This is a genomic window from Streptosporangium subroseum, from assembly GCF_900188345.1.
GTDB lineage: Bacteria > Actinomycetota > Actinomycetes > Streptosporangiales > Streptosporangiaceae > Streptosporangium > Streptosporangium subroseum.
In genome coordinates this window covers 56,283-74,483 of record NZ_FZOD01000054.1, presented here as the reverse complement: position 1 = coordinate 74,483, position 18,201 = coordinate 56,283, and the positions used below count along the sequence as shown (strand labels likewise).

Sequence of the window (18,201 nt, the reverse complement as noted above, 5' to 3'; positions counted from 1 at the left end):
CTGATCAACTGCCGAATCACCACTAGCCTCCAGCCGGGGCGCGGCGCGTAGCCGAACCACGTAGGCCACCCGCGAAAACATCCGGGATTGCGCAAATCCCGGATCCCCGGCGGAGGGAAGAGTGCCCGTGTTCACCGAGATCATGGCCTTTCACAGGGAAGCCACGATCACATCGTGAACACGGGCATTCGGCATGCGCCCCCAAAATTCCGCGTCACCGGCCCTTAGGGAACCCCAGCTCCTGCAGTTCCTCCCAAGGAAAGAAAGCGGATTCTTTTCTCACCTCTATCGAGGGCAGGAAACGGCCGGACCCGGCCATCCTCAGCAGAAAAGCCGCATCTCCAATCCCGCATGACCCCGCCTCGATCGACCACGCCCAAACCTCCCTCGCCGCGCCCCCGATCTGGTCCGACGACGCACGCCCATCCCCTCCCGGACAGAACCAGGCCGCGACGGGGACCACTCGTGGATGGCGAACCCCCTTGCTCGGGGCCAGACCTCACGGCCGTCAGCGCACGCCCACCGCGCCGTCGGCGACGGTTCAGTGGGTGCCGGCGGTGTCGACCGGTCAGTACGGCTTGAACCTCAAACTCGACGACGGCGGTGGTGACGCCGCACCCCGTCCTCAGGCGTCGATTGCTTCAGCGCAAAATGGATTAAATAGGTTAAATGCGCCCCTATCCATCGCCCATATCCATACATTCGTCATTTCTTGTCTTCCGCTTCCAGGGTGCCTCCGCCGTGCAATCCTCGCGACAAATCAGACATAAAAAGCATTTCACAGCAAAAGCATTAATAAGATCCTAACATCATCAATAAAGAGATAAGAAGATAGTAAAAGCCGTCAATGTCTGTTTGTCGCATGACATCCAAGGAAACCATGACAACCAGGGACGACCCATTATCGGCATCCCGGACACTTCCAAACATTCTGGAAAATGCCGAAATCGGGGCAAACAATCCTTTTAGGGGGAAATGCAATGCCCAACGTCAAAAGCGTTATGGCAGGACTCGCACTCAGCACGGCACTGGCCGGCGGAGTCGTAAGCCTGGGCGCGGCGACCACTGCCGCCACCGCCGGCACCGCCACGGTCACCGCGGGCGCGAGCGTCGTCAACTGCGGCGGCGGTGGAGGCTGGCGTCGTGGCTGCTGCTGCCACCGCAGCCACCACCGCAGCTGCTACAACCACCACCACCGCAGCCACCGGTTCAAGCTCAACGTCAACATCAACAACAACAACACCAACGACGCGGAAGACGAAGTCAACAACACGAACAACAACAACAACGTCTGAAATCACTGATTAATCGCCGAACAACAACCAGCCTCCACCGCGAGCACAGCACGTAGTCGAAGAATGAAGAATATCGACCACACGCGGCTGAATCCGGGACTGCGGAAAACTCGGATTCGCGACGGAGAAAGACGGAAAAAAGAGTGCCCGTGCTCACTGAGATCATCGCTCTTCACCGAGGAACTGCGATGCCCCAGAGAGCACGGGCACTCGGCATGAAATCCACGAAACCCTGCCTCAGATGCCGGCGTGAGACTCGGTCCACGCGGCTCCGCTGTTTCCCCCGTCGCGGCACGTCATGCCGGGTGGCGTGCCTTTCGCTTTCGGGGGACCTTCTCCTGTTCGACGGCCTCCTCGTCGTGCCCGGCTCTCTCCCCGTGGTCGGCGGAAGCCCTTTCTCTGGCCGGAGCCCTGCTTCCCGCCTGCTTCTTGGCGGCCTCGACGCTGGCACGGAGCGCGGCCATCAGGTCGGCCGTCGGTCTCTCCTCGGCCGGAGCCCCAGTATGGATGATCTCCTTACCCGCGATCTTGGCCTCGATGACCTCCTGGAGCGCCTCCCGGTAGGCGTCCCTGTACTGCTCGGGGTCGAAGTCCGCGACCATCGTCTCGATCAGCGACTCCGTCATCCTCAGCTCCTGGGACCGGAGGTCGACGCCCTCCTCCTCGAACGCGAAGTCCACCGGGCGCACCTCGTCCGGCCAGAGCATCGTCTCCAGCACGAACACCCCGTCCCGGATCCGCAGCACCGCGAGCGACTCGCGCTGCCGCAGGGCGACCTTGACGATCGCCACCCGGCCGGAGCGCTCCAGCGCGTCACGGAGCAGCACGTACGGCCGCACGCCCACGGGGTCCGGCTCCAGGTAGTAGGACTTGTTCAGCAGAATCGGGTCGATCTGGTCGGCCGGACTGAACTGGAGCACCTCGATCCTGCGCGAGGTGGACAGCGGCAGGCCTTCGAAGTCGTCGTCGTCGAGCACCACCATCTCCCCCGCCGGAAGTTCGTACCCCTTGGCCACGTCGACGTAGGGGACCTCCTCCTCGCAGACCGTGCAGAACCGGCGGAACTTGACGCGGCCGCCGTCCTCTCTATGCACCGTGTGGAAGGTGACGTTGCGCTGTTCGGTCGCGACGTGCAGCTTGACCGGGATCGTTACCAGCCCGAACGCGACCGAGCCTCTCCAGATGCTCCGCATGGCGTCTCCTAACTTGGAGCTTCCCATCAAGTTTCGCGCACATGTTCGGAAATACCGTCGACCGGATGGAAACCCTCACCAACGAGGCAGATACCCGTCATGGGGAATCCGATGCCCCGTCTTTCTCAGCAAGCGGGACCCGAGGTCGTACGCTGGGCGATGTCCGGCGTTCACTGGAATCGGGGAGGGCGAAAGATGTCAGAGATGGATGTACGCGACGAAAGCAAAGAAGAAACGACCGACGAACGCGCCGAGGAGATCTCTGTCGAGACGCCCGAGGCCGACGCCGCCGAGCAGAATCGCACGCTGCGCGAAGACGGGCCAAGCTGGCCTGACGACATTCCCTTGGAAGTCAACCCCGCGGATGCCGTCGAGCAGAATCGCACGGTCGACATCGATGAGGACGATTATCGCTGACCGGAGTTACCCACGCGTAGGATAAGCATCAAGACAGCAGGAGCTTCCCTCAAGGAGACCGCCGTGACCGCTACCCCGGACGCCAAGCCCCGGGGCACCCGGCTGCCCCGGACGGCTCGCCGCCGCCAGTTGCTCAGCGCGGCACAGGAAGTGTTCGTGGAGAACGGCTACCACGCGGCCGCGATGGACGAGATCGCCGAGCGGGCCGGGGTCAGCAAGCCGGTGCTCTACCAGCACTTCCCCGGCAAGCAGGAGCTTTACCTGGCCCTGCTCGACCTGCACATGGACGACATGATCACCCGGTGCCGCGACGCCCTGGCCTCGACCACGGACAACAAGCAGCGTGTCCAGGCCGCGATCGGCGCCTTCTTCGACTTCGTCTCCAGCCAGGGCGAGGCGTTCCGGCTCGTTTTCGAGTCCGACCTGCGCAACGTCGCCCCGGTCCGCCAGCGCATGGAGCGCAACCTCCGCGAGAGCGCCGAGATGATCAGCCAGGTCATACAGGAGGACACCGGCTGCTCCAGCGACGAGGCCCGCCTGCTCGGCGTCGGAATGGTCGGCATGGCCGAGGTCAGCGCCCGCTACTGGATAAGCAGCAACGGCTCCATTCCCAAGGACGCCGCCACCCAGCTCATCGCCCGCCTGTCCTGGCGTGGCATCTCCGGCTTCCCCCGCACCAACGCCGATCACTGAGACGGCCGGCTTCGGCGACATCTGTTCGCTTGCCGCGATCAACCGACACGCCATGCCCTTGATGGGGTGACCATGGAGCGAGCAACCCTCGTCGAAAGGGAGCATGATGGAAATCAAGATCGGCGTGCGTTCGGTGCACCGTGAACTTATCGTGGAGACCGACTTCTCGGCCGAACAGGTTGAGAGCGAACTCATCAAGGCCCTCGCCACCGAGGGCGGCAACGGCGTCTTCACCATCACCGACGTCAACGGCCGTAAGGTCCTCGTCCCCACCGCCTCGCTCGGCTTCATCGAGATCGGCGAAGAGGAGGCCCGTCCCGTCGGCTTCGGCGGCACGCTCTAGACAGATCCCGTAGGGCTCGCGCCAGGCCGTCATCCCCTTGCCGGCCATGGCGCGGTCCTCGGATCATCTCCGTACGGCCGTCTCAGCCGCCGGGACACTCATCTCGCGCCCCCAGCCCGCAGCCACGCGGGCGGCGGACCCGGTGGAGGTGATCCCGCCTCAGACCGACTGCCGGGCAGTCCGCGCTCCCCCTGCGCAGCACCGGACGCGAAGTCCAGGGATTCGGCCCACATCTCGTCAAGGAACTGCCGTAGCGGCGCGAGGCCCTCATGCCTGGCACGTTACCGCCGTTCGCCGCTCAACGCGGCTCGATCAGCAGACCGGTTTCCGTCAATCCGGGGACCCCGAACCTCGCGGCCCAGGCCCTACGGCCTGGAAGGCAGGCCGAGCGCGGCCATCCGCCTGCCGTGCGCCTCGGTCAGCCGGGCGAACATCCGGGTGATGTCATCTCCCGCAGGCACCAGCAGCGTCGCGAGTTCGGGCCTGGCCAGGGCCACGTGCTGCCCCTGGCTCAACGCCTCCCCCACCAGCCGCCTGGCCCACAGCGCCAGCCTCCCGCTCTGCCGGGGGTCCTCCTTGATCGCCACACTGACCCGCTCCACCGCGAACTGTGACCGCCCCTCGTCCGCGAGAACCTCCTCGACGAGATCCCGCGTCTCGTCGTCCACGCGGGTGGCCGCCTCCCGGTAGAAGTCGAGCGCGATCCCCGTACCGACGTACGCCTTCATCAGGGTCTCCAGCCAGTCCCCCGGCGCGGTCTGGGCGTGCCATTCGTCCAGTGGCCCGGCGAACGGAGTCATCGCCTCCTCAGGATCGACGCCGAGGGAGGAGATCCGGTCACGGAGCAACTGGAAATGCGCGTATTCCGCCGCCGCGAGACCGCCGAGAGCGGCCCGATCGGTCAGCGAGGGGGCGTGCCGCGTGGCGTCTTCGGCGAACCGGAGGAACGCGGTCAGCTCGGCGTAGGCGAGAACGCCGAGCAGGTCGGCGACACCGGGAGGGGAATCCATCATGCACGCAGCCTACGAGCTGACCCGCCCGGCAATTCAGCGGGAATACTAAGAAATCGGTTCCTCGTTGTGGTATCGAGTACACTGCTCTGTGAAAGTGCGACCGCACTGTGTTAATCCAGGACATCTGCTTCTGGACGCCCCCAAAAGTCGGCGTGACGCCGCAGCGGTCGCTGATGACATGAGAGGGCTGGCCCTTCCGCGAGGACCCGGCACGGGGAAACTTTTTTCAGCCCGTGGTCCCGGCAGGACTGCCTTCAACGGAGATTTAGGCAGGCCAAGCTGACGACGTTCCGAGACCTCGGAGTCACACCAGAGATCGCCGACGCCCTCGAGACCGAGGGCATCATCGCGCCGTTCCCAATTCAGGAAATGGCACTCCCCCTGGCACTCAACGGCCAGGACATCATCGGTCAAGCGCGCACCGGCACCGGCAAGACCTACGCCTTCGGCGTGGCCATGCTGCAACGTGTCGGCAAGCCGAGGAAAAACCGTAAAAAGCCCCGCGGGCTGGTCGTCGTACCGACCCGCGAGCTGGCCGTCCAGGTCACCGAGGACCTCGTGACGGCCGCCGGAAAGCTCGGCTCCCGGATCCTCACCGTGTATGGCGGACGTGCCTACGAACCCCAGGTCGAGGCCCTCAAACAGGGAGTCGACGTGATCGTCGGCACTCCGGGCCGTCTGCTCGACCTGGTCAAGCAGAAGCACCTCGATCTCAGCCAGATCGACGTGCTCGTCCTCGACGAGGCTGACCGCATGCTCGACCTGGGCTTCCTGCCCGACATCGAGCGGATCATCAAGCTCATCCCCGCCGAGCGGCAGACGATGCTGTTCTCGGCGACCCTTCCGGGCGAGATCGTCGCCCTGTCCCGGCGTTATCTCACCCGCCCCACCCATGTGCGGGCCGAGAACAACGACGTCGAGGCCGAGACGACGCAGACGACGCAGTTCGTCTGGCGCGTGCACCGGATGGACAAGATCGAGATCGTGGGCCGCCTGCTCCAGTGCGACGGGCGCGGGCTCACGATGGTCTTCTGTGAGACCAAGCGTGCCTGCGACATGGTCGTCGAGCAGCTCAAGGAGCGTGGTTTCGCCGCCGCGGCCGTCCACGGAGACCTGGGCCAGGGCCAGCGCGAGCAGGCCCTGCGGGCCTTCCGCAACGGCAAGATCGACGTCCTGGTCGCGACCGATGTCGCGGCGCGGGGCATCGACGTCGACGACGTCACCCACGTCGTCAACTACGACTGCCCGCAGGACGAGAAGGCCTACGTGCACCGGATCGGCCGCACCGGCCGGGCGGGCAAGACCGGTATCGCGGTGACCTTCGTCGAGTGGGAGGACCTCACTCGCTGGAAGGTCATCAACAACGCGCTCTCGCTCGACTTCCCCGAGCCGGTCGAGACCTACTCGACCTCCCCGCACGTCTTCAGCGACCTGGGCATCCCCGCGGGAACCAAGGGCGTGCTACCGCGCGCCAACCGGTCCCGTGCGGGCCTGGCGGCCGAAGAGGTCGAGGATCTGGGCGAGACCGGGCGCATCCGCTCCCGCACGACTTCCCGCAAGGGACCCGAGGAGGATCGGGAGGAGCGCCGCGAGCGCCCCGCCCGCGCTCCCCGGGAGCGTCGCCGCACCCGCGGCGGCCGGATCGGCGAGGAGCCCACGGAGGACGCGGCGCCCGCAGAGGGTGCAGGGGCTGTGAAGGCTGTAGAGCCTGTGGAGGCCGTCGTCACCGAGGCGCCCCCGGCCGAGGCGCCCAAGCGCCGTCGTTCCCGCGGTCGAGTCACCGCGGAGACCCCGGCGCCGGTGGCCGCAGAGGAGATCCAGAGTCCTGTTGTCGAGCTCGCCGAGGTGGAGGCGGACGTGGCACCTCGCAAGGACATCCGTGACGATCAGCCCGCCGAGACCGCGCCCCGCCGGGGCCGGACTCGCAAGGCGGGGCTGAACCCCGACGTGAGTCTCGTCGGGGAGACAGAGGTTCAGGCTCGTACGGAGCCCGTGGTGGAGAAGACCCGCAGGCGTAAGCCGGTGGCCGAGACTCCGCGATGGGAAGAAGAGCCGGTGACGGAGCGATGGGAGGACGAACCTGTGAGTGATCGCTGGGAGAACGAAGCAGTGGTGGAGGCCCCCGCGCCTCGGCCGCAGCCCGAGAAGATCATCCCAGCCAGCCCGTTCTCTGTGATCTTCCAGTCGCCGGACCTGGCGGGAGAAGACGACGAGATCGCCCCGTCGGCGGCCTCGGAGCGCGTGCAGAGCCGTCGTCGCCCCCCGGTCAGGGGTCAGACCCCGCAGCGGGGTCCGCGTCGGTCGAACTAGCAGTACCAGCATGAAAAGGGGCGCAACCATATCGGTGGCGCCCCTTTCGCATTGAGAGACGCACAGAGTCATGTCACCAGGAGAGGTATCGTGGGGCCACGTGAGTACGCCACGTTTTCTGACCCTGCCGCCTGGCGTTCGCTCCCGCTACCTCGAAACGGCGGTGGGCACGTTCGCCGCGCTTGAGGCTCTGCCCGTCAGCGGCGTTCCCGAGCGCTGGCCCGCTCTGCTGGTCCCCGGTCTCACCGGCAGCAAGGAAGACTTCATCGCGGTCCTGCAGACGCTCGCCCAGTCCGGCCGCCAGGTCGTCGCCGTCGACATGCGAGGGCAGTTCGAGACGAGCGGCCCCGACGATCCTCTGGCCTACACCTGCGCCGCGCTCGGCAACGACATCGACACGCTGGCGCACGTGATCGGCCATGGAGGTCCCGTCCACCTGGTCGGGCACTCCTTCGGCGGTCTGGTGACCCGGGAGGCGGTCATCGACGGCCGGACCAGGTTCGCGTCCTTCACCCTGATGAGCTCGGGCCCCTCCTCGATCATCGGGCCCCGCGAGCGCGCGGGCCGGATCATGATGAAGGAGCTGCCCGAGTTCGGCCTCGAAAGCATCTGGCACACCCGGATCGAGCCGGAGGCCCTGGCCGCCGGGGTGCCTGACGAGATCATCGCGTTCCTGCGCAAGCGACTGTTCGCCAACTCCCAGACCGGCATGTTCGCCATGACCGGGGAGGTGCTCTCCGCGCCCGACCGGTCGGAGGAGCTCACCCAGGTCGAGGTCCCCACCCTGGTCCTGTACGGCGAGCACGACGACGGCTGGCCGCCGAAGACGCAGTCCGAGATGGCCCGCCGACTGCACGCCGACTGCGTCGTCGTCCCCGGCTCGGCCCACTCCCCCGCGGTGGAGGCCCCGGAGACGACGGCCGCCGCACTCACCCGGTTCTGGAACGCGGCCGAGGCCCGCCCGCAGGGCTGAGGCTCCCGCCGGAGGCGGGAGCCATGCGTTTTTACCTACTATGTCGAGTATCAGAGACATCGTCGTCCAGCCTCCGCACACCGCGACCTGGCTGGTGCACATCGACCGCTCCATGTGGATCGGCGGGGTCCGGGGCCTCATGCTCCAGGCCCTGCACCCCCTCGCGATGCGTGGGGTCTGGCAGAACTCCAACTTCCAGGAGGATCCGTTCGGGCGGCTCCGCCGTACGGCGGACTTCGTGGGCCGGGTCACCTTCGGCAGCCCGGCGGAGGCCGGCGCGATCGGCCGCCGGATCCGGGGGATCCACCGGACGCTGCGCATCGACGATCCCGACACGGGAAAGATCCACCGCGTGGACGACCCGGAGTTGTTGCTCTGGGTCCACTGCGCGGAGGTCTCCTCCTACCTGTCCGTGGCACGGCGGGCGGGCCTCGGCCTCAGCGACCGCCAGGCCGACCGGTATCTGGCCGAGCAGCGCCACAGCGCCACCTACGTGGGCCTGCACGCCGAGGACGTGCCCGGCTCACGCGCGGAGATGGACGACTACTTCGCCGCGATGCGGCCCCGGCTGAAGGTCACCCCCGAGTCCGCCTCCACGGTGCGCTTCCTGCTGTGGCCGCGCCTGCCCGCCGGGCTGCGCCTGCTCGCCCCGGGCAAGCCGGCATACTTCCCCTTCGGCGCGCTGTGCTACTACTCGCTGCCCGCCTGGGCCAGGCAGATGTACGGCGTCCTGCCCGAGGTGCCGCGGAGCGCCGTGACCGCGGCGCTGAGGACGTTCAGGACGGCGATGAACTCGATCCCCGAGCAGGTCCACGACCGCGCCTTCATGCCGTACACCCGCGAGATGCTCGCCGCCTCCCGGATGCGTCTGGGCGCCGCGGGCTACGACGTGAGCAGGGGGCTCAGGGGCCTGACCGACCCCCGCCGCTGGCCGGAAGGAACGCCGGGCGTCACCTGAGCACCCCGGCGGAGCGGAGGACGGTGCGGCGGAGGGACGGTGCGGAGAGGGACGGTACGGCGGCGGGGGAAGGCGTGGCCGGGACGGAGTGGCCGTCAGTCGGCGAGGCCGTCCCAGGGCTGGCGATCACCCGAGGCGGCCTGCCCCTCGGGACAGTGACGGCGGAAGTCGCACCAGGAGCAGAGCGGGCCCGTCCTGGGCGGGAAGAGCGCGTCGATCGCCTCGGGAACCTGCGGCGGGTTGCGGTCGGCGCCCTTGACGCGCACCCCGGCCCAGGCCTTGTAGTGCTCGTCGGCCGCCGAGGCCTCGGTCGCGATCTCCTCGGCCCGCCCCAGATGACGGGCCAGGGACTCGTCGGTGTGCTCCCACTCCACGATCGAGCCGGTCGGCAGGTGATGAAGCTCGACCTTGTGGCACGGGCGGTGCATGACCCTGGAGGCGGCGACGGCGTAGACGGCCAGCGCGAGCGAGGACCGGGCGTCGTCGGCGGTCAGGGGACGGCGGCCCGTCTTGTAGTCGACCACGACCAGCTCCTCCCCGCGCCGGTCGAGCCGGTCGATGCGGCCGGAGAGGGCCATGACGGAGGTGCGGGTGGCCACCGTCCGCTCGACGCCGACCGGCTCGCCTGCGGGGTCGAGGCTCGCGACGTATCCGGAGACCATCTCGCGGGCGCGGTCACGCCAGGTCGTCGACTGCTCGGCGTCGCGGAACCCCTCATTGATCCACTTGCCGGTGACCAGGGTGCTCGCCGTCACCGGCGTCCGCCGTTCGTACGGCTCGCGCCACCACGCGGCCAGCGCGTTGTGCACGCTGGCGCCCACGCTGTTGTGCGCCCATGGCAGCCCCTTCTGCGGCGACGGCCGGTCCATGTAGGTGAACCGGTATCGCCGGGGGCAGTCGAGCCAGTTGTTCAGCCGCGACGGCGTGCAGGTGTACAGCCGCCGCGGCATGCCCTCCAAGGGGAGCTGGTCCATGAAGGCCTATTCGCCCGGGAGGTTCAGCCGGATCCCCGCCGCGCGGGTCCCGTCGGTCAGCGGACCCTCGGGCTCGTCCTCGGCCACCGTGCCGCGGGTCAGCGAGCCGGAGAGCCAGGCGTCGAACTGGGACTCCAGGTCGCCGATGGTCGTCTCCTCCCCGTGCGCGGGCAGCACGCGGGTGTTGTGCTTCAGGGTGAACAGCGCACCGCCGATCGCGGTGAGCTGGTCGGCCAGTGCGGGATACTCTCCGCCGATCTTGCCAGGGCCGTCCGCCTGCAGGGTCTTGCCGGTGAAGACCGCGCTCAGCGCCTCGCAGTACAGCGAGACACCGCCCGGGGAGATGCCAGGTGTGGACATGACCTCAAGCTGGACGTCGGCGACCTCGAACAGGCCCTCGTCCTCCATGTCGATGTCCGGCCAGGTCTGAGGCCAGGTCAGCCGCCACAGCGGCCGGTCCTTGGGATGAAGGGCGACGACGGCCTCGTCTCTGGCCGCCACCTCGATGGCCGCGCCCACGTGGTCGGGCAGGCCGTGGGTGCAGATAACCGCCAGCACCTCACGCTCGCCGACCTTCTCCAGGATCTTCTCCGCGTCACGCGCGGGGTCGATGACGATGACATCCTCATCGTCGCCCAGGATCCAGGTATTGTTCTCGACCTTGTGTTCGACGCCGTCTACGTCGACGACGCCCTCGGTCACTACTCGCTCGATACGCGCTGTCACGCTTCCGAACTTTACTGCCTTCCTCCCGCCCCGCGGTTCGAGCGGAGGTAACGGATGACGTCGGGGCGCAAGAGACTCAAGGGATGGCAAATCTCGCAAGGGCGTCGCAGAGGACATCGCGGGGACGTCACAGCCGCACTCCACCCGGCCGTCGAAACGACCGGATCACCGCCGTCGGTTCAGGGACTCCCGCTGCCCAGCCGCGGGGAGAACGCGCCGAAGGGCAGGTCGAACGCCTGGTCGTTGTCGCGCAGGTCCCGCAGGGAGAGTTCGGCCAGGGTGAGGATGTAGCCCGCTTCCGGAGGCCAGACGATCGCCCACAGCCAGTTTCCCAGCGCCTCGCCCGCGTAGACCGCCCGGTCCGGGGCGCCGCCTACACACCACAGCGCGGCCGGGTGACCCTTGACATCGATCTTGGCGTGCGGCGGGCCGTCGTCGAACCCGGTGCCCGGATCGGTGGCGTCGAGCCCGGCGAACGCCGCGCCGAGACCCACTCCGGGCTCCTCGGCGATGAGCAGCAGGTCGGCGGGGCCCTGGGTCAGCGAGGGGCCGGAGAGCGCGACCACGGTGGCCCTGATGCCGCTGCGGTCGTCGCCCGCGTCGGCGAACCCCGTGACCAGCCAGCCCGTGGGCAGGGGCCACGGCAGCCAGACGGGGACGCGGGCATCAGTGATCATCTTCACGGCTGCGGAGGACGGATGTCTCGGCGGCTGCAGGGGCAGGACGTCACCATGCGTGCCGCATCTCCAGGCGCTTGACCAAACGCCCGGCGGACGGAGCGGGCCGAAACACCTGGGGCAGATAGGCGTGGCTTTCACGCCTACTCACGCTGCTGTGTTCACGGTCCATCCGTCAAGGGTGTTCTCCGTTATGTAGACGTAATCTTATTCACGTGCGCGTAAATTGTGTCGGGGCGATCGTCGTCGACTCCGGACGGATACTCCTCATCCGCCGTGGCCATCCACCCGGCGAGGGCCTCTGGTCCGTCCCCGGCGGCCGGGTCGAACCCGGCGAGTCCGACGTCGAGGCGGTGACGCGCGAGGTTCTGGAGGAGACCGGGCTGAACATCGTCCCCGGCCGCCTGGCGGGCACCGTCGACCGCCCGGGACCCGGCGGCGTCGTCTACGAGATCCGCGACTACCTGGCCGCGCTCCCCGACGGATCCGACGGCACGCTCTCCGCCGGATCCGACGCCGCCGACGCCCGCTGGTTCACCCCCGACGAGCTCGTACGGCTCCCGCTCACCACCGGCCTCCTGGACGCCCTCGTCGAATGGGCGGTCATCGGGAGGAGGTGAGGGTCGAGCGCCACAGGGTGAGGTGGTCGGCGCTGTAGGTGGTGGAGCGGCCCAGGGCCACGACCTGACCGCCGGAGGAGACCGCCACCGCGCCGAGCCACTGGGAGCCGTCGCCGTCCAGGCTGCCCTGGCTGGGGGCGTGACGCTGCCAGTTCAGCCCGTTCTCGGAGGTCCAGGCCACGCTGTCCCCCGCGCCCGGGACGCCGTGCCAGCCGACCGCCACCACACCCTCCGCCGTCGCCGCGAGGTCCTGGACGGCGGACGACCCGTCCGCGGGGAGCCAGGAGAACTCCCAGGTCGACCCGTTGTCCGCCGACACCGCGCCGAAGGCCCTGCGCCCCTCCTCGGTCAGGGCGGTGCCCGCGGCGACGATGTGCCCGCCGTACAGGACCACGTGCCGTAGCCCGGCCGACGTCGCGCCGGGGGGCAGGACCGGCTTCCTGGCCGTCCAGTTGACCCCGTCGGCCGACACCCAGACCACGCCGGTCTCGCGCTCCGCCGTACCGGCGCCGCCGACGGCCACGTATCCGGACGAGGTCGCCGAGACGTCGTGCAGCCGCACGCCGATGCCGCCCGCCGGAAGCTTGGCCGCCCTGGTGTAGCGCTTGAGGTCGGGGGAGAACCACAGGACCGGGACGACGGTGGCCGGACCCCGGTCCTCCCCCGCCATGACGTAGCCGGACGGGCCGGCGGCCACCGCGTGCGGGGCGAGGAAGTCGTGGTCGGCGGCCGGGGCGAGGGAGCCCAGGACCGGGACCCTGCGCCAGTCCTCGCCGTCCGTGGAGGTGACGAGCAGGGGTTCGGTGGAGGAGGCGTCGGTCATCGTGCTGCCCACGGCCAGCCAGCCTCGCCTGCCGTTCGCGACGTCGCCCAGCGTCTGCCGCAGCGGGCCTCCGAGGAGTTGCGCCGGGCCGCCGGCCTTCCAGCTCTCGCCGCTCGTGCTGGTCCAGATCCCGGCGTCTCCGGAAGCGGCGCCCACGGCGACGAACCTGCCGTCTCCCGCCGCCACCCTGGACGTCTCGCGGGCGGCCCTCGCCAGCCCCTCGATCCCGCTGAGGGAGACCGGTCTCGCCTCGCCGCCCTTGGGCGCGGTGATGAGGACCACGCGGTTGTCCACGTCGGCGGCGCGCTCGTCGCCGCCGATGACCATCGTGCCGGCGTCGGACAGGGCCAGCGCCCGGAGCGAGCCCGGCACCTCGCCGAGGTCGGTGGTCTTGCTCCACTCGTGGCCGTCCGGGCTGCTGTAGACGGCGTAACGTTCGAAGCCCGACTCGGCGACCGCGGCCACCCCCGCCGAGGAGGAGGCCAGGCCCTTGACGCCCGAGCCGTCGCGGGCCAGGCCGGTGATGGTGCCGCATCCGGCCCAGTCGACCCCGTCCGCCGAGCAGTGGACCCGGACCTCGCCCTTGTCGCTGCGCTGCTGGGTCGGGACGAGCACGAACCCGTCGGCGGCCACGGCCAGCGCGCCCGGCTCCGGGATGACGTCGTTCAGCGCCGCGCCGGTCCGCAGCCAGCTTCTGCCTCCGTCGGACGAGCGCAGGATGACCGAGGTGGACTGGCCCTGGGCCGGATCGGCCAGCGCGACCACGGCGTCACCCTTGGCGACGACCGCCTTGATGCCCCGGACCTTGTCCGGCATGCCGATCGCCTGGGTCTCCACCCGCTCCCATTCACGGCCGTCGGGCGAGACCCAGGCGACGGCTCCGTTCGTGCCGTCGGGCAGCATGACGGTGCCCACCGCGACAAAACCCGAGGAGGTCCTGGCCAAGTCCATGATCTTGTCTCCGACCCCGAAGGCGTCCAGCTTGGCGGGGTCGACCGCGTTCCAGCTGTAGCCGTCGGCGCTGGTCCACAGGCCGCGCCCGGCGCCGAGGACGTCGTTGCCCGCGGCCAGCCAGAGGCCGTCGCCGCCCGCCACCCGGCCCACCGTGGTCGGACCCGTCTCATAGCCCGCGGGCCCGGTCACCTTGCCCAGCCGCCACGTCGTGCCGCCGTCGGGCGAGACCAGGAACAACGGCCTGGGGACCGGGCTGGTGGTGTCGCTTCCGACCGCGACCATGACGGAACCCACCGAGGCCACGGCGTTGAGCACCTGATTGGAGCCGTCGCCGCCGATGCCCGCCCGCGGTACGAAGTTGGCGTCCCCCGAGCGCACCTCGTCGCCGACCAGCCGGAGGCCGGTGGCGAACGGGCTGCTCACCCAGCCCCACAGCACCAGGCCGCCGCCGACCGCGACGGTCACGACGAGGACCATGAGGAACGGTATGACCAGGCCCCGGCCGCGCCTGCGCCTGGTCGGGCTGGAACGGCGCACGGCGGAGGGCGCGGCGGCCGCACGATGGTGGCGCCCGCCGTTCGGGCCCCGCCTGCTGGGCGACCCCTGGGCGACCAGCAGATCGGGCCTGGCCGGCCTGCCGCCGGGAGGACGTCCCACGCGGCGCACCGGCTCGAAGTCGTCCTGATCCTGCTCGGGCTCCGGCTCCGGGGTCCATTCGGGCTCGGGCTCCGGGGTCCATCCGGTCGCCGGGCGCGGGATCGGTTCTGGCGCCGGTTCGGGAGTCGCCGTGATATCCGGCTCCATCCTGATCCGGTCCTCGGGTCCGCGCGGCGGGGACTGCGGGGGCGTCGGGGGCGTCGGGGGCGTCGGGGGCGTCGGGGGCGTCGGGGGCGCAGCCCGCCGATGCTCCTCGCCGGACGGGCCCGAGGCCACCAGGAGGTCGGGTCTGTTCGCTCTCCCGGGGCTCCTGCGCTCGCGCGCCGGGCCCGAGGCGACAAGAAGGTCCGGGCGGTCCACCAGACGCGGACGTCCCTGTCCCTGTTCCTGCCCCTGTGGAGCCTGGCGCCCGGGCTCGGGGGACCGTTCGGCCGCGGGCCGTTGATCGGCCGCGGCGTGGTGGGGGTCCGGGGGGAACGCCGGCGGCGCCGCCGGCGGAGGAGCGGGGGCGTAGGGCTGGGTGTGGGGGCGGCGGCGCTCGCCGCCCAGTCCCTCGGGACGCGCCTGCGGGGGTTCGCTGTCATCCGGAGTCGGCGCGGCGAACGGAGGAAGCATCCAGGGGGAGGACAGGGGAAGCCCTCTGGTGTTGTCGTCGGAGGGCCCGGGGGGGAAGTGCTGGATCGTCGGCGGGGACGTGTGGGGCTCCTGTGACTCGCCTTCGTGTGTCGCGTCGTCGTAAACGTCGTCGTCGTCCGCCGGCCACTCTTGCGAGCGCGGGTCGTGGGGGCCCGAGGCCACGCTCAGCACCTCCTCGTAGGAAGCCCGTCTCAGTCCGGAGCCATCACCCCGGATCGTTCCAGCCGTCTCCGCAGCGCTAAACCGCAACCCTTACGGAAGCGGCAAATCGCACGGCGACCCTACTCCTACCCCGTTCTACTGAAACGATCACCTTTACCATCCGGGATCCATGGATTCTCCATGCGCGCCCCAAGGAGCGCCATACATACTCCAGAGCAACACGTTCGGGCCGCGATGACGAGACCTCTCTAGTCATATTTATGGGCCATGAACCCGAATTTGTCGGCCATGCGCCCGATTTGTCACACTTTAGGCACATTGTTCTGAAATCATCGGACGCCACGAGATCCTCCTCATCCTCCGCTACGACGGGGATCTGATTTCCGCCCTCTTGTATGGATTAGTTCACAGACCCCGCGCCCCCGCCTGGAGTACACCTGTGCTCAGGCAACCACCACTCTCAGGGAGCAAACGATGACACGGCTGGGGCCTGTCTACACGCTGGCGGCCGGAGCGGCGATAGTCGTCGCCCTCGGCACGCTCAGTGCCACCACCTCACCAACAACACAGAACGTGAACGCGCAGGACAACCAGATCAGCACCGCCGACACCGCCGCGCCGGCGGCCCCCGAGGTGATCGTGACCACCGCGGAGGCCACGCCGACCCCGGAGGCCACCAAGACCGCCAAGCCCACCCCCGTCAAGGCCGACTACGCCGGGCGGGTCCAGGGCAACGGCGGGTTGATCGCCATCTCCATCCGGAACGGCAAGGCGGTCGGCTACTTCTGCGACGGCAAGATCGAGGCCTGGCTCAAGGGCAAGGCCGCCGACGGCAAGGTCACGCTGTCCGGGCCGCACAACGCCTCGCTCATCGCCCAGATCGGCGGCGGCAGGGCCGGAGGGGACCTCGAGTTCGGCGGCAAGGAGTGGAATTTCAAGGCTCCCACCGTGAAGAAGCCCTCCGGGCTCTACCGGGCGAGCGCGGTCGTCCGCGGCGCGAAGGTCCGCGCCGGCTGGATCTACCTGGACGACGGCAGCCGGGTCGGCCTGACCCTCGTCGACGACAAGCCCGCCGACGTGGCGATCCCGGAGCCCGGCCAGAACGCGACCGTCAACGGCGTTGAGGTCGACCCCCAGGACGTCGACGAGTTCATCGGAGGACTGTGATGGACGACAACATCCAGGACAGCACGCAGGCCATGAGGGTGCCGGGGCAGAATTACGCGACGGACAGCACCCAGGCGATCCGGGTGCCGGAGCAGAAGCAGAACCTCGCCCCGCTCCTCCTGCCACTCGTGATCGGCGGGCTGGTCGCGGTCGGCCTGGGCCTCTACGGGCGCGTCCACACGCCCACCGGATACGCGATCGGCCCGGCCGGGTTCTCCGGAGCCCTGGCCATGAAGGCCTGGTTCACCACCGGCGCGTTTGTGCTGGCACTGGTCCAGATCTTCTCCGCCCTGGTGATGTGGGGCCGGATCAAGCTGGACGTGCCGTGGATCGGCACCCTGCACCGCTGGTCGGGCCGGGTGGCGTTCCTGCTGACGCTCCCGGTGGCGTTCCACTGCCTGTACGCGCTGGGCACCCAGTTCGACGTGCCGCGAGTGATGATCCACTCACTGCTGGGCTGCTTCTTCTACGGTGTGTTCACCGCGAAGATGCTGGCGCTTCCCAAGCGGGGACTGCCCGGCTGGACCCTTCCCGTCCTCGGCGGGCTGACGTTCACCGCGCTGACCGGGCTCTGGCTGACCTCGTCGTTCTGGTTCTTCACAACGATCGGAATCAAGGTGTAGGCGGTGTGAAGGTGCCGGTCCGTCCCAGGCCCGCCGCCCTGCCCTTGGCAGCGACCACCAGGGCCATCTTCCGGGACGCCTCATCGATCATCTCGTCGCCGAGCATGACCGCGCCGCGCCTCTCGACCGTCGTGTAGTAGTCGTACGCGTCGAGAATCAGCTCGGCGTGGTCATAGTCCTCCTGGGCCGGCGAGAACACCTCGTTGGCCGCCTCGACCTGGGAGGGGTGAAGCACCCACTTGCCGTCGAACCCGAGCGCCGCGGCCCGCCCGGCCACCCGCCGGTAGCCGTCCAGATCCTTGATCGCGAGGTACGGGCCGTCGATGGCCTGCAGGTCGTGCATGCGCGCGGCCATCAGGATGCGCATCAGGATGTAGTGGTAGGCGTCGCCCTCTGTGTAGCCCGGCGGCTGCTCGCCGACCACCAGGGTCCGCATGTTGATCGAGGCCATGAAGTCGGCGGGGCCGAAGACCAGCGTCTCCAGGCGCTTGGACGAGCCGCCGATGGCGTCCACGTTGACCAGGCCCCTGGCGCTCTCGATCTGGGCCTCGATGCCGATGCGGCCGACCTCCAGCCCGTTCGCCTTCTCGATCTGGGTGAGCAGCGTGTCGAGCCAGACCACCTGGGTCGGATCCTCCACCTTGGGCAGCATCAGGCAGTCGAGAAACTCTCCCGCGCCCTCCACGACCTCGATGACGTCCCGGTAGGTCCACTGGGTGCCCAGGTCGTTGACCCGCACGACCCTGGTCTTGCCCGACCAGTCGCCCTCGCGCAGGGCGGCCACGATGTTCTTGCGCGCACCCTCCTTGGCGAGCGGCGCGACGGAGTCCTCCAGGTCGAGGAAGACCTCGTCGGCACCGATCCCCTGGGCCTTCTCGAGAAAGCGGGGGTTGCTGCCGGGCACCGCGAGACACGAACGTCGGGATCGCATGGACACACGCTAGCGGCCGATCCGGCGCCGACGGCAGCCTGGGCCGCCTATGGCGT

Annotated in this window: 17 protein-coding genes; 10 read left to right on the top strand and 7 right to left on the bottom strand. The window is 68.9% G+C overall.

The window, feature by feature from the left end; translation table 11 throughout:
- The first annotated feature begins 980 nt into the window (after positions 1-980).
- Positions 981-1,295, top strand: coding sequence for a hypothetical protein (locus CHC08_RS36075; RefSeq protein WP_143653478.1), 315 nt, complete (start codon positions 981-983; stop codon positions 1,293-1,295).
- Positions 1,296-1,591: 296 nt separating this feature from the next.
- On the opposite strand, the gene ku is transcribed toward CHC08_RS36075, so the two are convergent.
- Entirely contained in the window at positions 1,592-2,488 is an 897-nt protein-coding gene (gene ku, locus CHC08_RS36070) for a non-homologous end joining protein Ku (protein WP_089211868.1), read from the bottom strand.
- 204 nt (positions 2,489-2,692) lie between these two features.
- Between ku and CHC08_RS36065 the strand changes: the two genes are divergently transcribed.
- The 3 genes from CHC08_RS36065 to CHC08_RS36055 all read left to right on the top strand — a co-directional run bounded on the left by CHC08_RS36065 (position 2,693) and on the right by CHC08_RS36055 (position 3,941).
- A complete protein-coding gene (locus CHC08_RS36065; RefSeq protein WP_089211867.1) occupies positions 2,693-2,905 on the top strand; it encodes a hypothetical protein in 213 nt (70 codons plus the stop codon).
- A 63-nt stretch (positions 2,906-2,968) separates the two neighbouring features.
- Positions 2,969-3,598 carry a TetR/AcrR family transcriptional regulator gene (locus CHC08_RS36060; protein WP_089211866.1) on the top strand — a complete coding sequence of 210 codons (630 nt, stop codon included), beginning with the start codon at positions 2,969-2,971 and terminating at the stop codon, positions 3,596-3,598.
- Between the two features lie 103 nt (positions 3,599-3,701).
- Positions 3,702-3,941 (top strand): DUF3107 domain-containing protein, encoded by a 240-nt coding sequence (locus tag CHC08_RS36055; protein WP_245878773.1) that lies wholly within the window; start codon positions 3,702-3,704, stop codon positions 3,939-3,941.
- Between the two features lie 365 nt (positions 3,942-4,306).
- Here CHC08_RS36055 and CHC08_RS36050 read toward each other — a convergent pair whose 3' ends face one another.
- Positions 4,307-4,954, bottom strand: coding sequence for a ferritin-like fold-containing protein (locus CHC08_RS36050; RefSeq protein ID WP_089211865.1), 648 nt, complete (start codon positions 4,952-4,954; stop codon positions 4,307-4,309).
- Between the two features lie 369 nt (positions 4,955-5,323).
- On the opposite strand from CHC08_RS36050, the gene CHC08_RS36045 reads away from it, so the two are divergent.
- From CHC08_RS36045 to CHC08_RS36035, 3 genes are all read left to right on the top strand, one after another.
- The gene (locus tag CHC08_RS36045) at positions 5,324-7,264 is read left to right on the top strand and encodes a DEAD/DEAH box helicase (RefSeq protein WP_089211864.1); all 1,941 of its coding nucleotides are present in this window, start codon (positions 5,324-5,326) and stop codon (positions 7,262-7,264) included.
- A gap of 100 nt (positions 7,265-7,364) precedes the next feature.
- Positions 7,365-8,237: an alpha/beta fold hydrolase gene (locus tag CHC08_RS36040; protein WP_089211863.1), complete on the top strand. Its 873-nt coding sequence runs from the start codon at positions 7,365-7,367 to the stop codon at positions 8,235-8,237.
- Between the two features lie 40 nt (positions 8,238-8,277).
- Positions 8,278-9,195 carry an oxygenase MpaB family protein gene (locus CHC08_RS36035; protein ID WP_089211862.1) on the top strand — a complete coding sequence of 306 codons (918 nt, stop codon included), beginning with the start codon at positions 8,278-8,280 and terminating at the stop codon, positions 9,193-9,195.
- Between the two features lie 95 nt (positions 9,196-9,290).
- Here the strand turns inward: CHC08_RS36035 and CHC08_RS36030 are convergent, their stop codons facing one another.
- The 3 genes from CHC08_RS36030 to CHC08_RS36020 all read right to left on the bottom strand — a co-directional run bounded on the left by CHC08_RS36030 (position 9,291) and on the right by CHC08_RS36020 (position 11,713).
- Positions 9,291-10,169 carry a RecB family exonuclease gene (locus CHC08_RS36030; protein ID WP_089211861.1) on the bottom strand — a complete coding sequence of 293 codons (879 nt, stop codon included), beginning with the start codon at positions 10,167-10,169 and terminating at the stop codon, positions 9,291-9,293.
- Positions 10,170-10,175: 6 nt separating this feature from the next.
- The gene (locus CHC08_RS36025; RefSeq protein WP_089211860.1) at positions 10,176-10,895 is read right to left on the bottom strand and encodes an MBL fold metallo-hydrolase; all 720 of its coding nucleotides are present in this window, start codon (positions 10,893-10,895) and stop codon (positions 10,176-10,178) included.
- Between the two features lie 179 nt (positions 10,896-11,074).
- Positions 11,075-11,713 carry a DUF6758 family protein gene (locus tag CHC08_RS36020; protein WP_089211859.1) on the bottom strand — a complete coding sequence of 213 codons (639 nt, stop codon included), beginning with the start codon at positions 11,711-11,713 and terminating at the stop codon, positions 11,075-11,077.
- A 74-nt stretch (positions 11,714-11,787) separates the two neighbouring features.
- On the opposite strand from CHC08_RS36020, the gene CHC08_RS36015 reads away from it, so the two are divergent.
- Positions 11,788-12,192: an NUDIX hydrolase gene (locus CHC08_RS36015; protein ID WP_089211858.1), complete on the top strand. Its 405-nt coding sequence runs from the start codon at positions 11,788-11,790 to the stop codon at positions 12,190-12,192.
- Here CHC08_RS36015 and CHC08_RS36010 read toward each other — a convergent pair.
- Complete coding sequence (locus CHC08_RS36010; protein WP_179282400.1) at positions 12,176-15,424, bottom strand: exo-alpha-sialidase; 3,249 nt, start codon at positions 15,422-15,424, stop codon at positions 12,176-12,178. The two genes, CHC08_RS36015 and CHC08_RS36010, sit on opposite strands and share 17 nt — an antisense overlap.
- A 474-nt stretch (positions 15,425-15,898) precedes the next feature.
- Here CHC08_RS36010 and CHC08_RS36005 point away from each other — a divergent pair, with 474 nt between their 5' ends.
- Together CHC08_RS36005 and CHC08_RS36000 are read left to right on the top strand one after the other, a co-directional pair.
- Positions 15,899-16,591, top strand: a complete 693-nt coding sequence (locus CHC08_RS36005) for a hypothetical protein (protein ID WP_089211856.1) — start codon at positions 15,899-15,901, stop codon at positions 16,589-16,591.
- Positions 16,591-17,214 carry a DUF6529 family protein gene (locus tag CHC08_RS36000; protein ID WP_245878772.1) on the top strand — a complete coding sequence of 208 codons (624 nt, stop codon included), beginning with the start codon at positions 16,591-16,593 and terminating at the stop codon, positions 17,212-17,214. Before CHC08_RS36005 ends, CHC08_RS36000 begins: the two co-directional genes overlap by 1 nt.
- Here the strand turns inward: CHC08_RS36000 and CHC08_RS35995 are convergent.
- Positions 17,204-18,145 (bottom strand): HpcH/HpaI aldolase/citrate lyase family protein, encoded by a 942-nt coding sequence (locus CHC08_RS35995; protein WP_089211874.1) that lies wholly within the window; start codon positions 18,143-18,145, stop codon positions 17,204-17,206. The genes CHC08_RS36000 and CHC08_RS35995 overlap by 11 nt on opposite strands.
- Between the last annotated feature and the right edge of the window lie 56 nt (positions 18,146-18,201).

Coding starts and splice junctions, on each gene's coding strand:
- CHC08_RS36035 (WP_089211862.1), top strand. CDS start 8,278: ATGTCGAGTATCAGAGACATCGTCGTCCAGCCTCCGCACACCGCGACC.
- CHC08_RS36075 (WP_143653478.1), top strand. CDS start 981: ATGCCCAACGTCAAAAGCGTTATGGCAGGACTCGCACTCAGCACGGCA.
- CHC08_RS36030 (WP_089211861.1), bottom strand. CDS start 10,169: ATGGACCAGCTCCCCTTGGAGGGCATGCCGCGGCGGCTGTACACCTGC.
- CHC08_RS36050 (WP_089211865.1), bottom strand. CDS start 4,954: ATGATGGATTCCCCTCCCGGTGTCGCCGACCTGCTCGGCGTTCTCGCC.
- CHC08_RS35995 (WP_089211874.1), bottom strand. CDS start 18,145: ATGCGATCCCGACGTTCGTGTCTCGCGGTGCCCGGCAGCAACCCCCGC.
- CHC08_RS36055 (WP_245878773.1), top strand. CDS start 3,702: ATGATGGAAATCAAGATCGGCGTGCGTTCGGTGCACCGTGAACTTATC.
- ku (WP_089211868.1), bottom strand. CDS start 2,488: ATGCGGAGCATCTGGAGAGGCTCGGTCGCGTTCGGGCTGGTAACGATC.
- CHC08_RS36065 (WP_089211867.1), top strand. CDS start 2,693: ATGGATGTACGCGACGAAAGCAAAGAAGAAACGACCGACGAACGCGCC.
- CHC08_RS36000 (WP_245878772.1), top strand. CDS start 16,591: ATGGACGACAACATCCAGGACAGCACGCAGGCCATGAGGGTGCCGGGG.
- CHC08_RS36045 (WP_089211864.1), top strand. CDS start 5,324: ATGGCACTCCCCCTGGCACTCAACGGCCAGGACATCATCGGTCAAGCG.
- CHC08_RS36005 (WP_089211856.1), top strand. CDS start 15,899: ATGACACGGCTGGGGCCTGTCTACACGCTGGCGGCCGGAGCGGCGATA.